A 14,489-nucleotide genomic window follows, 5' to 3' on the forward strand; every position below is an offset into this window, starting at 1 on the left:
CTGGCCGAACGCATCCGTGCTGCCGGGGCCGGTATCGGTGGCTTCTTCACTCCCACCGGGTATGGCACGACGCTGGCCGAGGGCAAGGAAACCCGCTTTCTGGACGGGAAGTGGCAGGTGTTCGAGACTCCGATCCACGCCGACGTCGCGCTGATCAAGGCGTTGAAGGCTGACGGCAAGGGCAACCTCGTGTACCGCAAGACCGCCCGGAACTTTGGCCCGATTATGGCCGCCGCGGCGAAGCGCACCGTTGTGCAGGTCTCAGAGATCGTGCCCACGGGTTCGCTGGATCCGGAGAACGTGGTGACTCCGGGGATTTACGTGAATTCGGTGGTCCGGGTTGGTTCAGCTGCTGGTTCTTCGAACGGAAAGGTGGCCTGAGCATGGGCACGCAAACAAGCACCCAAACGTCCGAAAAGCCGCTCGGCCGCGATGAACTGGCCCAGTTGGTGGCCCGCGATATCGCCCCGGGCTCGTTCGTGAACCTGGGCATCGGGCAGCCGACGCTGGTTTCGAACTACCTCACCGAGGACCAGAACATCACCCTCCACACGGAGAACGGGATGCTCGGCATGGGCCCTGTCGCCGAAGGGGATGCCGTTGATGGTGACTTGATCAACGCAGGGAAGATCCCCGTCACGGAACTGCCTGGAGCGTCCTACTTCCACCACGCCGACTCGTTCGCGATCATGCGCGGCGGGCACCTGGACATCTGCGTCCTCGGTGCGTTCCAGGTCTCCGCCACCGGTGACCTCGCGAACTGGCACACCGGCGCACCCGACGCGATTCCCGCCGTCGGAGGCGCCATGGACCTGGCCACCGGCGCGAAGGACGTGTTCGTGATGATGACCCTGCTGACCCGTGACGGCGCCTCAAAGCTGGTGGAACACTGCACCTACCCGCTGACCGGCGTCGGCTGCGTCACCCGCGTGTACACCGACAAAGCCGTGTTCCTCACCGGCCCCGAAGGCGTCACCGTCCGCGAAACGTTTGGCTGCACCTTCGAGGAGATCCAGGAACTCGTACCGCTGCCCCTCAAAAAGGCAGAGTAGGCCTCACAATGAGGTCCCTCCCGTTGTGAGGCCCGCTCTGCGCGTTATTTCCCCGGGAGAGCCCGCAGAGTAGGCCTCGCAATGAGGTCCCTCCCGTTGTGAGGCCCGTTCTGCGTCCCCACCGCCTCCCTAACCTCGCAAGCTCGGTCAGGGAACCCGGGCGGCGTGGGCCCAGTCATGGGAGAGCCCGCAGAGTAGGCCTCACAATGAGGTCCCTCCCGTTGTGAGGCCCGTTCTGCGCGTTATTTCCCCGGGAGAGCCCGCAGAGTAGGCCTCGCAATGAGGTCCCTCCCGTTGTGAGGCCCGCTCTGCGTCCCCACCGCCTCCCTAACCTCGCAAGCTCGGTCAGGGAACCCGGGCGGCGTGGGCCCTGTCATGGAAGAGCCCGCAGAGTAGGCCTCGCAACGGAGGATTCAACGACGCATCGTTACGCAATGCGCCCTCCTTTGACGCGCCGTTTCGCCCGGTAACGCCGCAAGACAACCCGTTTGTCCGCACGCAATGTACCGCCCTAGATTCGAGCCATAGGTCAAGAGTCAGCACACCAAGGACCGGCTCGTGCTGCGGCAACCCTCAGGCATTGAAGTGGCGGGGTGCTCCGGAAACAGACCTGGCCGCGCCTGCGGCAAGCGAATGTCGAGCCGGCTGTCTGCGGCCCCTGAAGCGGGAGGAACCGCGTGAGCGCGCCGCAAACAGCAGGAGAACCAGCAGCAGAACCAACCAACGTCAGCCTTTTCCAGCCCATCACCCTGGGCTCCCGCACGTTCAGGAACAGGCTTTGGCTTTCCCCGATGTGCCAGTACTCCGCGGAAGATGGCGTACCCGGCCAGTGGCATGTCGTTCATCTCGGCGCCAGGGCAAAGGGCGGTTTCGGCCTGATCTTCGCCGAAGCTACGGCGATCTCCCCTGAGGCTCGGATCTCGTTGGGCGATACCGGCCTCTGGAATGACTCCCAGGAGCAGGCCTGGCAGGACATTGTCGATTTCGTCCATGAACGCGGCGCCAGGATCGGCATCCAACTTTCCCACGCCGGCCGGAAAGCCTCCCTGCGCACTCCATGGCATACCGAACCCGGCGCCCTTCCGATCGAGGACGGCGGCTGGACTCCGCTCTCTGCCTCGCCCATAGCCTTCCCTGGGTCAACCGAGCCAACGCAGGCTACAGGCGCGCAACTGCAAAGAATCGTTGAAGATTTCGCCGCCAGTGCCGTGCGCGCCCGTGGTGCCGGGTTCGACGTCGTCGAAATCCAGGCCGGGCACGGCTTCCTCCTGCACTCCTTCCTCTCGCCGCTCTCCAACGAGCGCACGGACCACTACGGCGGTTCGCTCCCGAACCGGGCACGGCTGCTCCTGGACGTAGTGGACGCGGTGAAAGAGGTCCTGGGCGCCACGGGTCCGTCGTTGTTCGTCCGGCTCTCCGCCACGGATTGGCTGGAGCACGGCCTGACCGTCCATGACAGCGCCGAGATCAGCCAATGGTTGCGGGAGCGCGGCGTGGATCTGGTGGATGTTTCCAGCGGTGGGCTCCTTCCCGCCGAGATTCCATTGGGTTCCGGATATCAGGTCCCGCTCGCCCAGCACCTGCGCGCCAAAGCGGAAGTACCGGTCGCCGCCGTCGGACTCATCACGTCGCCGCAGGAAGCGGAAGAAATCGTCGCCTCGGGAACTGCCGACGCGGTTTTCGTCGGACGGGCGGGGCTGGCGGACCCCAGTTTTGGGCTGCGGGCCGCGCACGAACTCGGGCACCAAGCGGCAGAGCAGCTCTGGCAGAAGCAGTACGTACGCGCGATCTGGAAGTAGGGGATTTCCATGAGCAAGTTTGCACTCGGCATTGAACTGGACGGCGACGGGGCCCATCCCGCCGCGTGGCGCCAGGCCAAGCACCCACCGACGGAGCTGCTAACGCCCCGGCGGTTCGCCGCCGTCGCGTCCGCGGCAGAAGCTGCGGGTTTCACGTTCGCCACGTTCCGGGATGGCGCCGGGGCAGGCAGCCCGAACGTGACAGGCCGCCTGGACACTGTGGAAGTGGCGGCGTTCGTCGCAGCGTCGACGGACCGGCTCGGTCTGGTTCCCGCCGTCAACACCATCCACGCTGAGCCTTACCACCTCGCCAATCAGCTCAGCAGCCTGGATTGGGCGTCCAGGGGTCGCTCGGGCTGGCTGGCTGAAGCGCGTGAGTCGTCGGCGATTGCCGCAAGCTACGGTTCGGAGCCGGTCCTGGACCAGAGCGCGGTCCAGCGCGAGGGCGCCGAAGTGGTGGCCGCTACGCGCAGGCTGTGGGACACCTGGGAAGACGGCGTGTTCATTGCCGACGCCGCGAACAACCGCTTCCTTGACCTGGACAAGTTCCACTACGCCGACTTCAAGGGCGAGTTCTTCTCCATCAAAGGCCCGTCGATCACGCCCCGCCCACCGCAGGGCCAGCCCGTGGTGTTCGGCCGCCCTGGCGAGCTGGCCGAGGAACTGCCGGACGCCGTCGTCGTCAGTGCGGACAGCGTGGCGGGCATCGCCGCCGTTGCAAGGGAAGAACGACGGCGGGGCGTCCGTCGCGTCGTCGCGGACCTGGAGGTAGTGCTCGACGCCGGCGGCCCACCCGCGCAGCAGCGTCTCCACGCGTTGGACGCAGCTTCGCCGTGGCCGGCATCGCCGGACTTCTTGCGCTTTGTGGGGGACGCAGCGGAGTTGCGCGCCCTGCTGACTGAACTGTCCGGCGTCGTCGACGGGGTCAGGCTGCTTCCGGCGGTACTGGACGTCGAACTCGAAGTATTTGCGGAAGAGGTGATCCCGGGCCTTGTATCTGCCGGAGTGTTCGTCCCGCCGGCGCCCGGAAGCACACTGCGGGAATCCCTGGGCCTGCCCGCGCCCGTGAACGCCATCGCGACCAGCAAGGAGCCAGCATGAGCAGCAACGAGTACCCCCGTCCGGATGCCCGGATCCACCTGGCACTTTTCCAGCCCTTCAGCCCCAACTATGACTGGAGCACCACGGATCGCCTGGAGGACTATTACGACTTCGACAAGTACGCCGAGCTGGTCCAGAGCGCTGAGCGGGGTCTCTTCTCCACCGTCTTCCTCGGGGAAAGCCTGCGGCTGCGCGAGCACCTCGGGAAGCTGAACGACATCGCGATCACCGGCAGGCCTGACGCCCTGGTGCTTTACTCCTACCTGGCTGCGAAGACCAAGAACATCGGGCTGGTAGCAACGTTGAACACGACGTACTCGGACCCGGTGGACCTGGCGCGGCGCCTTGCGAGCGTCGACGTGCTGACCGCAGGCAGGGCCGGGTGGAACATCGTGACGACAGACAACGCCTGGACCGGGGAGAACTTCCGCCGCGGGGGCTTCCTGCCGAACACGGAGCGCTATACGCACGCCGAGGATTACGTCGCCGCAGTGCAGGATCTCTGGGACGGATTCGGTCCCATCGCCGGGAGCCGTGACGCCGAGTCCTGGTCCGCGGAGCCTCGTCAGGTCCGCCGCCAAGGGAAATTCCGCAGCATCGATGCCACGCCCCAGGTGCCCGGGAGCCCGCAAGGCCAGCCGGTGTATTTCCAGGCCGGGGATTCCGCTGAAGGCCGCGACTTCGCCGCACGGAGGGCCGAAGGAATCTTCACCCACCACATAGAATTCGACGACGCCGTGGCGTTCACGGCGGACATCCGTCGCCGCGCCCGTTCATACGGAAGGCCCGGGGACGACATCAAGATCTTCCCCGGCGCCAACCTCGTCGTGGCGGAAACGGACGCCGAAGCTGCCGAGAAGGCCGCGTATTACAAGGAGTTCGCCCTCAATGACCGCGCAGTGCGGCAAGCCATCGAGAGTGTGTGGGGCACCGACCTCTCGGCCGTTGACCTGGATGGTCCCCTGCCTTCCTTCGAGCCCGTAGCTTCCCGGCAAAGCCACACCCACGGCATTGTCCACACCGGCCACGAGCCCACGGTCAAGTCGCGGCAATGGCGTGCGCTGGCCGGCGAGCACAACTACAGCGTCCGGGAGCTGGTCCACCACCTGTCCGAACGGCGCGGGTTCATCGGCTCTGCATCCACAGTTGCGGATCAGTTGGCCCACTACGTCCGCTCGGATGCCTTCGACGGCCTCAATGTCACCCCGCATGCTTTCCCCGACGGGCTGGACGACGTCGTGGAACTGCTTGTCCCGGCGTTGCAGGAACGGGGGATTTACCCGTCCGAATATCCGGGAAGCACCTTGCGTGAAAACCTCGGCCTGCCCGAAACCGTGGCCCACCGCGTCCCCGAAGCCGCCGCCCTCAACCTGGAAGAAGCCTCATGAGCACCCTCAAATCCATCAGCTTCCTCACGCCCGGAAACTACCCGGACAACGATCCCCACCGCGGCCTGGAAGAAACCCTCCAACTCTTCGAACTCGGTGAGCGGCTCGGCTACAACGGAGGCTGGGTCCGGCAGCGCCATCTGGAACACGGCATCTCCTCGGCCACGGTCTTCCTCGCGGCAGCCTCACAGCGCACCTCACGGCTGGAGCTCGGCACAGGCGTCATTCCGATCGGCTACGAGAGCCCCTTCCGGCTGGCCGAGGACATCTCCACCGCTGATGTCCTCTCCGGCGGCCGCCTCCAGATCGGTCTGAGCGCCGGAACGCCGCCTCACGCGGAGCTTCTGGGGGACAAAGTGTTCGACGGCGACTGGCGCACCTTTGATTTGTCGCATCGCAGGATCGAACGCTTGCTGGAGAACCTGGAGGGCAACTTCCTGGGCGACCCGGACACCGTGATCCACTCACCAGGCAACGTCCAGCGTCCCCGTTTGCAGCCGTACAGCCCGGGCCTGCGGAGCAGGATCTGGTACGGATCGGGATCGGCCAAGTCCACCGAATGGGCCGCGGCGCAGGGTGTGAACCTGGTGGTGGGCAACATCGTGTCCGGGGAAGCCAGCGATGTGTTCACCGAAGCCCAAGGTGCGAATATCTCCCGGTACCTGGCCGGCTATCGTGGCACCCAGGCGCCGCGCGTCGTCGTCGGGCGTGTAGTAGTTTCGTTGGACGGAGCGGACGTCGCAACCCGGGAGCGCTACCGCGCCTATGGTGCGGGCCGCTTCGAACGAACCCTCAAACCGCACGGAGAACGCCGGACCCTCTTCGCGCCGGACCTGGTAGGCACGAGCCAGCAGATTGTCGAAGCACTCCTGGCCGACCCCGTGGTCGCCGAGGCCACCGAGCTTCAGATCAACCTGCCCTACGAGTTCTCCATTGAGGACTACGGGCAGATCATCACGGACTTTGCCAACAAGATTGCCCCCGAATTGGGTTGGCTTCCGCAATTCAAGGCTCCCGCCCTGGGGGTCAACGCCTGACTGCGGCCACTACGATTGGTAACCATGAGCGAACCCGCAACGACCCCGCAGGCCAGCGACCAGTACGTCCAGTCGTTGGCCCGGGGTCTTGCTGTGATCCGGGCCTTCGACGCGAACAACCCGGTCATGACCCTCAGCGAAGTCGCGGCCCGCACGGACCTGACCCGCGCCACGGCTCGACGCTTCCTGCACACGCTGGTGGAACTCGGCTACGTACGGACCGATGGCAAGACCTTCGCGCTCACGGCCAAGGTGCTGCAGTTGGGCTACTCGTACCTTTCGGCGCTGTCCTTGCCGCAGTTGGCGCAGCCGCACCTTGAGGAGCTGTCGCTGAAGCTGGGGGAGTCGACGTCGGCTGCGGTGTTGGACGGGCAGGACATCTTCTACGTTGCCCGGGTAGCCACCAAACGCATCATGAATGTCGGCATCACGGTGGGCACCCGTTTCCCCGCCTACGCCACCTCCATGGGCCGCGTCCTGCTGGCAGGCCTGCCGCCGGCAAAGCTGGATGCTTACCTTGAATGGGTCGAACTCAAGCCGCTTACCCCGCGGACTGTCACCAGCGTGCCCGACTTGAGGACCGCCGTCGAGCGTGTCCGGAAACAGGGTTGGTGCCTGCTGGACCAGGAACTGGAACTCGGTCTCATGTCCGTCGCGGCGCCGGTGCACAATCGCAACAACGGCGACACCGTCGCTGCGATCAACGTATCCCTGCAGGCACAGGCAGTCGCTGCGCAGCCGGAGGGGTATGTGGACTCAGTGCGGGAAGCCGTCGTGGCAACCGCGGACGCGATCTCCCAGGACGTCTCCGCCAAGCACTGAGTTTTTGTACTGTACAAAAACTACTTGCGGATCGCCGCCAGCCGCGTCTCCAGGATCCGGCGCACCATGGAGTCGGGCACGGGATTGTCCACGGAGAACCGCAGAGTCCCCGGCGACCACGAATATCCGCCCAGCTCTTCCGACATTTCAGGCAGGATCTGGCCGCTGAAAGGGTACAAGGCAAGGTGCTTCTTGGTTTCGAGCACGCTCACCAAGCCCTTGCCCTCCACCAGCAACGCAGGCATCCCGTAGCTGGTGCCTTCTTCGGCCTCGGGCGCCAGTTCCCGGGCAATCTCCACGATCCGCTCCAGGACGGGTCGGCTGGTGGCGCTGACGTTCTCCAAGTACTCCGTGACGGTTCCCATGGGCCAATGCTGCCGCACGCCCGTCCGGGAGGCCAGTAACTCAGCGCTCCGGAATCACCGCGATGCCCTGGATTTCGATCATGGCTTCCTTCTGCCAGAGGCGCGTGACTCCGATGCCCGCCATGGCCGGGTACTGGGAGCCGGCCATCTCACGCCAGATACGCCCGATCTCGCGGCCATTGGCCATGTAGTCGTCCACGTCGGTGAGGTAGATGGTCACGTTGACCAGGTCCTCGGGTTGTCCGCCGGCTTCGCGCAGCGTGGTGAGGACGTTGGAAAACGCCTGCGTGAACTGCTCCACGATGCCGCCGGGAACGATGTTCATGTCCTTGTCCAGCGCTGTCTGCCCGCCCAGGAACACGGTGTTTCCGGCGAGCATTCCGTGGGCAAATCCGGACGGCTTGGGCAGCGATTCCGGGTTGATGGTCTTGTGGCTCATGGTGGTCCTCCTCGGTTGTGGCAGTTGCGAAAACTTTTGAAAAGCCCCTATGCAGATCATTCCCGCCCTGCTACGTTGAGCATATGTGACGATCGTAAAAAAGTCGACACATCGAATAACTCGAAGGGAACCCAGCGATGAAACTAGCCACCCTGCGCACCTCGGGCGGACGTACGACGGCGGCACTCGCCACGGGCGACGGTACTTACGTCGCGCTTCCGGCCACTGATGTGGGCGCGTTCCTGCGCCAAGACAATTGGCGGGCCGTGGCTGAGGCAGCCGACGGCGGGGTCATCAGCAACCCGGACTTCGCACCCCTGCTGCCCAGTGCAGGCAAAGTAATCTGCTGTGGCCTGAACTACGGAGACCACATCCAGGAGATGGGCCGGGACCTCCCCGAATATCCGACACTGTTCGCCAAGTACGCGGATACCTTGGTCGGCGCGAACGATCCTGTAGAAGTCCACGGCAGCGGCCGCGTCGACTGGGAAGCCGAGCTGGCCGTCGTCGTGGGTTCCGAGCTGTACCAAGCGGACGAGAACCAGGCGCGCGAGGCAATAGCCGGCTACACCGTTGCCAACGACGTCTCCATGCGCGACTGGCAAAACCGGACGCTGCAGTGGTTCCAGGGCAAAGCCTGGGACCGGACCACTCCGGTAGGCCCGGTGCTGGTCACCGCGGACGAGGCTGGCGAGCATTTCCAGGTCAAGGGCTACGTGAACGGCGAGCTCGTCCAGAACGGCAACACCCGCACGCTCGTGTTCGGACCGGCCCAGCTGTTGTCCTACATCTCGCAGTTCACCATCCTGCGCCCTGGCGACCTCGTTCTCACCGGAACACCCGGGGGAGTGGGCATGGGCATGACCCCGCCACGTTTCCTGCGGGACGGCGACACGCTGGTCACCGAAATCGAAGGGATCGGCCGGTTGGAAAACCGCTTCGCGATCCACGCACCCGTCCACGCCTAAGAAGACAGCCTAAACAAGAGGAGAAACCCCATGAGCCAGGCCACCACCGAATACCGCCTCGAAGGCGACAACTCCATCTACGCCCAGCCGGACGGCAAGGTCGTCCCCGTCGTCACCCGGGCCGGCGCAGAGGACAGCAACACGGCACAGTCCGGCGACTGCATCCGAGTCTCCGGCGTCAGCATCCAGCACACCCCGGCAACCAAGATCTGGTTCGGCCAGGTCTCCAACACCCCCGGCTACCGCTCGCTCCCGCACCACCACGGCGAAGCAGAAACCGGCGGCTACGTTCTCCGCGGCCACGGACGCATCTACTTCGGCGAGAACTACAGCGAGTTCATCGACATGAAGGCCGGTGACTGGGTGTTCGTGCCCCCGTTCATGCCGCACGTTGAAGCGAACATGTCCGTCACCGAGGAACTTGTCTGGCTGACAGCCCGCACGCCGGAGAATCTCGTGGTCAACCTCGAGGACGTCCCGGACGAGACCCTCGCCGATTACCGCCGGGCGTAGCCATGATCACGGGAACCCTGACGTCGGAGACCTTCCTCCGGGCGGTTGAGCTGACGGAGACGGAACCCCAGGTCTTCGACGAAGCCTATGAGGCCACCACCCAGTACGTTCCGTGGCCCAAGGCTTACGGTGGAGACATGGTGGCCCAGGCCGCAGCAGCGATGATGCGCTCAGTGGATGCCGACCGGCAGCTCCACTCGATGCACAGCTACTTCATGCGCCCCGTCGATATCGGTTCCACGGTCCGCTATGAAGTCGAGCGCCTGCGCGATGGCCGCGGTTACTCCACCCGCACCGTCCGGGGGTTTCAGAACGGCAAGCCTGTGTATGCCGCGATGGGTTCTTTCCAGGTTCCCGAAGGCGGTCCAGACTTCCAGCCCAAGGCGCCTGCCGCCGTCGAGCCTGAATCGCTGCGTTCCGCAGCGGAGGCGCTCACTGAAAGCCAAGGCGCAGCCGCCGACTACTGGGCCACCGGCCGTAGTTTCGATATGCGGCATATTCCCGGCCCGTTATATGTCGAGCTGGAGGGTGGAACGGCCCCACAGCAGGCAATCTGGGTCAAAGCCTTCGACACCCTGCCTGATGACGCCAACCTGCAACGCACCGCACTGGCCTACGTGTGCGACTACACCATCCTCGAACCGCTGCTGCGGGTCAACGGTCTTAACTGGTCCAGCCCCGGGCTCGCCACCGCCAGCCTGGACCACTCCATGTGGTTCCACCGCGACGGCCGGGTGGACGACTGGGTGCTGTACGCCCAGGAAGCCATCTCCGGCCAAAGCAACCGCGGCCTCGCCATGGGCCGCTTCTTCGACCGTCAGGGAAGACTCCTCGCGACCGTCGCCCAAGAGGGCATGATCCGCGCCTGACACCATCATCCCCAGCCCCAACGACGCACCACTGAAAGGAACGGCCATGAGCATGTTGCCATCGGCCCACGTGGACACGTTCACTCGAGACCACCTGCCGTCCACCGATACCTGGCCGGCGTTCGAATTCACCCTCCCCGAACTGAACTACCCGGACCGGCTCAACGCCGCCGCCGTGCTGATCGACGACGCTGTCGCCCGGCACGGCACCGACCGCCCCGCCCTCCGCACCCCAGACGGCGTTGTCTGGACGTACGGCGAGCTCCAGACCCGCTCCAACCAGGTTGCCCAAGTACTCACCGAGGACCTTGGCGTGGTGCCCGGCAACCGCGTCCTGCTTCGCGGCCCGAACAACCCGTGGATCGTCGCGGCTTGGCTGGGCGTCCTGAAAGCCGGCGCCGTTGTGGTCACCACCATGCCCATGCTGCGCTCCACCGAAGTCTCCACGATCATCCAGCTCACCAAGCCGGTGGTCGCCATTTCGGACCACCGCTTCGTGGACGAGCTCGCGGTCGCGGCCGGTGATGACGTGACGGTCCTGACGTACGGAAAGAACGACGACGGCGACCTCACCACCCGCTGTTCCCGCAAGAGCGGCGAATTCACGGCAGTGGACACGTCCTCGGACGACGTTGCCCTGCTGGGACCCACGTCCGGAACCACGGGCGTGCCCAAGGTGACCATGCATTTCCACCGGGACATCCTGGCCAACGCGGACACCTTTGCGCGGTACATTTTGAAGCCCACCGCCGACGACGTCTTCGCGGGATCTCCTCCGCTGGCCTTCACCTTCGGCCTCGGCGGACTGGTGGTCTTCCCGTTGCGGTTCGGTGCGTCGGCTTTGCTGACAGAAAAAGCCGGTCCCGTGGAACTGGCCGAACGAGCAGCAGAGGCAGGAGCCACGGTGCTCTTCACTGCACCCACGGCCTACCGGGCCATCCTGAAGGAGAAGCGCGGCGACCTGCTTAGCGGCCTCCGGGTCGCCGTCTCTGCCGGCGAGCACCTGTCCAAGGAAACATGGGAAGCCGTCCACGAAGCTACTGGCCAGCGATTGGTCAACGGCATCGGGGCCACGGAAATGCTGCACGTGTTCATCTCGGCGGCCGGGGACGATATCCGTCCGGGTACCACGGGCAAGGCCGTGCCGGGCTACCGTGCCACGATTCTTGACGCCCAGGGCAACGAACTCGGGGCAGGACAAACCGGACGCCTCGCCATCATTGGGCCCACGGGCTGCCGGTACCTCGACGATCCCCGGCAGGCGAACTACGTGGTGAACGGCTGGAACGTCACGGGGGACACATTCTCCATGGACGAGGACGGCTACTTCACCTACCAGGCACGCTCGGACAACATGATCGTCTCCTCCGGGTACAACATCGGCGGACCCGAGGTTGAGGCGGCCATCGACCAGCACCCGGACGTGGTGGAAAACGCGGTCATCGGCATCCCGGACGAGGAACGCGGCAGCATCGTGTGCGCGTTCGTGGTCCTGCGCGAGGGCGTCACCGGAGACGCTGCCAAGCGCAAGGAGATCCAGGACTTCGTGAAGCAAACCATCGCCCCGTACAAATACCCCCGCGATGTCCGCTTCGTCACCGAACTTCCACGCAATCCCAGCGGCAAACTGCAGCACTTCAAGCTGCGCGACCGCGTCCTCGCGCAGGACATCCCCAGCACCAACGAACTTACCGCCGCAGGCCAGAGCCAGGCGTAGAAGGAGCAACACCATGAAGATCGCAATCGTCGGAGGTGGCCCGGGCGGCCTGTACTTCGCAGCACTGATGAAGCAGCTCGATCCGTCCCACGACATCACCCTCTGGGAACGCAACGCTGCCAGCGATACCTTCGGGTTCGGCGTCGTGTTTTCCGATGAGACGCTCGGGGGCATCGGCAACGCCGACCCGGTGGTGGCCGAGTACATGAGCCGCCGCTTCGCCCGCTGGTCCGACATCGACATCCACTTCCGCGGGGAAACCATCACCGTGGGTGGCCAGGGTTTCGCTGCCATGAGCCGCAAGGAATTGCTGGAACTGCTGCAGCGCCGCTGCATCGAACTGAACGTGGATGTACGGTTCAGCACCCTGGCCCCTGCCATCGAGGAACTGGAGGCCAACTACGATCTGGTACTTGCCGCAGATGGCATCAACTCGCAGATCCGCGCCAAGTACGCAGACTCCTTCAAGCCCAACCTGGACCCACGGACCAACAAGTTCATGTGGCTCGGCACCAACCAGGTTTTTGAAGCCTTCAAGTTCTTCGTGAAGGAAACCGAGTGGGGCGTCATGCAGATCCACGGCTACCCGTACTCGGATGAGGGTTCCACGTTCATCGTGGAAATGCACCAGGACGTCTGGCACGCTGCAGGCTTCGACGAGACCGCCAATGAAGTCTTCCCTCCGGGCGTCTCCGACGAGAAGTCGATCGCCAAGATCCGTGAGATTTTCGCCGAGGAACTGGACGGCTACGAGGTCCTCACCAACAACTCCAAGTGGATCAACTTCACCACGGTCCGCAACCAGAGCTGGCGCAAGGGCAACGTGGTCCTGCTGGGCGACGCCGCCCACACGGCCCACTTCTCGATCGGCTCCGGCACCAAGCTGGCCATGGAGGATTCCCTGGCGTTGGCAGCCTGCCTTCACGAGCACCCCACGGTGGAGGCCGCACTGGAGGCTTACGAAACCGAGCGCCGTCCTGTGGTCGCGTCCACCCAGCGTGCCGCTCAGGCCTCGCTGGAGTGGTTCGAGCGCATCGGCCAGTACAAGGACCAGGACCCGACCCAGTTCGCGTTCAACCTGCTCACCCGCAGCCGCCGCATCACCCAGGAAAACCTTCGCCTGCGCGACCCCGAATTCGCGGATGCAGTGGACAGGAACTTCGCCGAATCCCAGGGTCTCACCGAAGTTGCGCCGGCGATGTTCCAGCCCTTCAGCATCGGCGAACTCGAGCTCAAGAACCGCATCATCGTCTCGCCCATGGACATGTACTCCGCCACGGACGGCGTCCCCGGCGACTTCCACAAGGTCAACCTCGGTTCCAAGGCACTTGGCGGTGCCGGGCTGGTCATGACGGAAATGGTGTGTGTTTCCGAAACGGGCCGCATCACCCCCGGTTGCAGCGGCCTCTACACCGACGAGCAGCGGGACAGCTGGAAGGAAATCGTCGACTTCGTCCACGCCCGCTCCACGGCCAAGATCGGCGCCCAGCTGGGCCACTCAGGCCGCAAGGGCTCCACCAAGCTCATGTGGGAAGGCATCGACCAGCCCCTCGACTCCGGCAACTGGACCGCCGTCGGGCCTTCCGCCCTGCCGTACAGCGCCGAAAACCAGACCCCTGTGGAACTGGACCGCTCCGGGATGGATGCCATCAAGGCCGAGTTTGTCGCAGCAACAAAGCGCGCGGACGAAGCAGGCTTCGACCTCCTGGAAATCCACGCCGCCCACGGCTACCTGCTCTCCTCCTTCCTTTCGCCGGTTTCCAACCAGCGCACGGACGAGTATGGTGGCAGCCTGGAGAACCGGTTGCGGTTCCCGTTGGAAGTGTTCGACGCCGTCCGCGCGGTTTGGCCGGCCGGCAAGCCGGTGACGGTACGCATCTCCGCGACGGACTGGATCGACGGCGGCAACACCTCCGATGATTCGGTTCAGATCGCGAAGGCGTTTGTGGAGCACGGCGCAGCGGGCCTGGACATCTCCACCGGCCAGGTCGCCAAGGAAGAAAAGCCCGCTTTCGGACGCAGCTACCAGACCCCGTTCGCGGACCGGATCCGGCAGGAAGTCGCCGCTCCCGCAGGCGTGGCCGTCATCGCCGTCGGCGCCATCTCAAGCTACGACGACGTGAACTCCATCCTCCTCGCTGGACGAGCCGACCTGATCGCCTTGGGCCGCACCCACCTGTACGATCCCCAGTGGACCCTTCACGCAGCAGCCGAGCAGGAATACCAAGGCCCGGGCGCCCAGTGGATTCCGCAGTTCCGTGCCGGACGCCGCAAGCCACCAAGCTCACGCACCGACGCCATCCGCCCGCGCTTGTCCCTTCTGAAGGAGCCCGATGTCGAAGAAGCCACCAACCACCTGCGCTGGACCCCGGCCGCAACGGCCGCATCAGCCCGTTCAGCATCGGTCCTGGTGAAGTAG

The 14,489-nt window shown here is 64.9% G+C and carries 14 protein-coding genes and 1 riboswitch; of the genes, 12 read left to right on the top strand and 2 right to left on the bottom strand.

Annotated features, from left to right (window positions below):
* The 7 genes from ACFVSI_RS16400 to ACFVSI_RS16430 all read left to right on the top strand — a co-directional run.
* Nucleotides 1-381 (top strand): 3-oxoacid CoA-transferase subunit A (locus ACFVSI_RS16400; RefSeq protein WP_387825828.1); only part of this gene is annotated, 381 nt, incomplete at its 5' end.
* A 2-nt stretch (nucleotides 382-383) separates the two neighbouring features.
* A complete protein-coding gene (locus ACFVSI_RS16405; RefSeq protein WP_387825831.1) occupies nucleotides 384-1,052 on the top strand; it encodes a 3-oxoacid CoA-transferase subunit B in 669 nt (222 codons plus the stop codon).
* 527 nt (nucleotides 1,053-1,579) lie between these two features.
* Nucleotides 1,580-1,690: riboswitch (SAM riboswitch) on the top strand.
* A 39-nt stretch (nucleotides 1,691-1,729) separates the two neighbouring features.
* Complete coding sequence (locus tag ACFVSI_RS16410; RefSeq protein ID WP_387825834.1) at nucleotides 1,730-2,851, top strand: NADH:flavin oxidoreductase/NADH oxidase; 1,122 nt, start codon at nucleotides 1,730-1,732, stop codon at nucleotides 2,849-2,851.
* A 9-nt stretch (nucleotides 2,852-2,860) separates the two neighbouring features.
* On the top strand, nucleotides 2,861-3,952 hold the full coding sequence (locus tag ACFVSI_RS16415; RefSeq protein WP_387825836.1) for an LLM class flavin-dependent oxidoreductase: 1,092 nt from the start codon (nucleotides 2,861-2,863) through the stop codon (nucleotides 3,950-3,952).
* A complete protein-coding gene (locus ACFVSI_RS16420) occupies nucleotides 3,949-5,340 on the top strand; it encodes an NtaA/DmoA family FMN-dependent monooxygenase (RefSeq protein WP_387825838.1) in 1,392 nt (463 codons plus the stop codon). Before ACFVSI_RS16415 ends, ACFVSI_RS16420 begins: the two co-directional genes overlap by 4 nt.
* Nucleotides 5,337-6,377 (top strand): LLM class flavin-dependent oxidoreductase, encoded by a 1,041-nt coding sequence (locus ACFVSI_RS16425; RefSeq protein ID WP_387825841.1) that lies wholly within the window; start codon nucleotides 5,337-5,339, stop codon nucleotides 6,375-6,377. The genes ACFVSI_RS16420 and ACFVSI_RS16425 overlap by 4 nt, the downstream gene beginning before the upstream one ends.
* A 24-nt stretch (nucleotides 6,378-6,401) precedes the next feature.
* A complete protein-coding gene (locus tag ACFVSI_RS16430) occupies nucleotides 6,402-7,199 on the top strand; it encodes an IclR family transcriptional regulator C-terminal domain-containing protein (protein ID WP_387825844.1) in 798 nt (265 codons plus the stop codon).
* A gap of 20 nt (nucleotides 7,200-7,219) precedes the next feature.
* Here the strand turns inward: ACFVSI_RS16430 and ACFVSI_RS16435 are convergent, their stop codons facing one another.
* The gene (locus ACFVSI_RS16435; protein ID WP_387825847.1) at nucleotides 7,220-7,564 is read right to left on the bottom strand and encodes an iron chaperone; all 345 of its coding nucleotides are present in this window, start codon (nucleotides 7,562-7,564) and stop codon (nucleotides 7,220-7,222) included.
* 40 nt (nucleotides 7,565-7,604) lie between these two features.
* Complete coding sequence (locus tag ACFVSI_RS16440) at nucleotides 7,605-8,003, bottom strand: RidA family protein (protein ID WP_144660636.1); 399 nt, start codon at nucleotides 8,001-8,003, stop codon at nucleotides 7,605-7,607.
* 137 nt (nucleotides 8,004-8,140) lie between these two features.
* Between ACFVSI_RS16440 and ACFVSI_RS16445 the strand changes: the two genes are divergently transcribed.
* Genes ACFVSI_RS16445 through ACFVSI_RS16465 form a run of 5 tightly spaced genes read left to right on the top strand, consistent with a single transcriptional unit; the run spans nucleotide 8,141 to nucleotide 14,489 of the window.
* Nucleotides 8,141-8,971: a fumarylacetoacetate hydrolase family protein gene (locus tag ACFVSI_RS16445; RefSeq protein ID WP_387825850.1), complete on the top strand. Its 831-nt coding sequence runs from the start codon at nucleotides 8,141-8,143 to the stop codon at nucleotides 8,969-8,971.
* Between the two features lie 30 nt (nucleotides 8,972-9,001).
* Nucleotides 9,002-9,484, top strand: coding sequence for a cupin domain-containing protein (locus ACFVSI_RS16450; RefSeq protein WP_387825853.1), 483 nt, complete (start codon nucleotides 9,002-9,004; stop codon nucleotides 9,482-9,484).
* 2 nt (nucleotides 9,485-9,486) lie between these two features.
* The gene (locus ACFVSI_RS16455; RefSeq protein WP_387825856.1) at nucleotides 9,487-10,353 is read left to right on the top strand and encodes an acyl-CoA thioesterase; all 867 of its coding nucleotides are present in this window, start codon (nucleotides 9,487-9,489) and stop codon (nucleotides 10,351-10,353) included.
* 46 nt (nucleotides 10,354-10,399) lie between these two features.
* Entirely contained in the window at nucleotides 10,400-12,070 is a 1,671-nt protein-coding gene (locus ACFVSI_RS16460) for an AMP-binding protein (protein ID WP_387825859.1), read from the top strand.
* Nucleotides 12,071-12,083: 13 nt separating this feature from the next.
* Nucleotides 12,084-14,489, top strand: a complete 2,406-nt coding sequence (locus ACFVSI_RS16465; RefSeq protein ID WP_387825862.1) for a bifunctional salicylyl-CoA 5-hydroxylase/oxidoreductase — start codon at nucleotides 12,084-12,086, stop codon at nucleotides 14,487-14,489.

Origin of the sequence: Paenarthrobacter sp. NPDC057981, from assembly GCF_042886835.1 — a bacterium.
Taxonomy (GTDB): domain Bacteria; phylum Actinomycetota; class Actinomycetes; order Actinomycetales; family Micrococcaceae; genus Arthrobacter.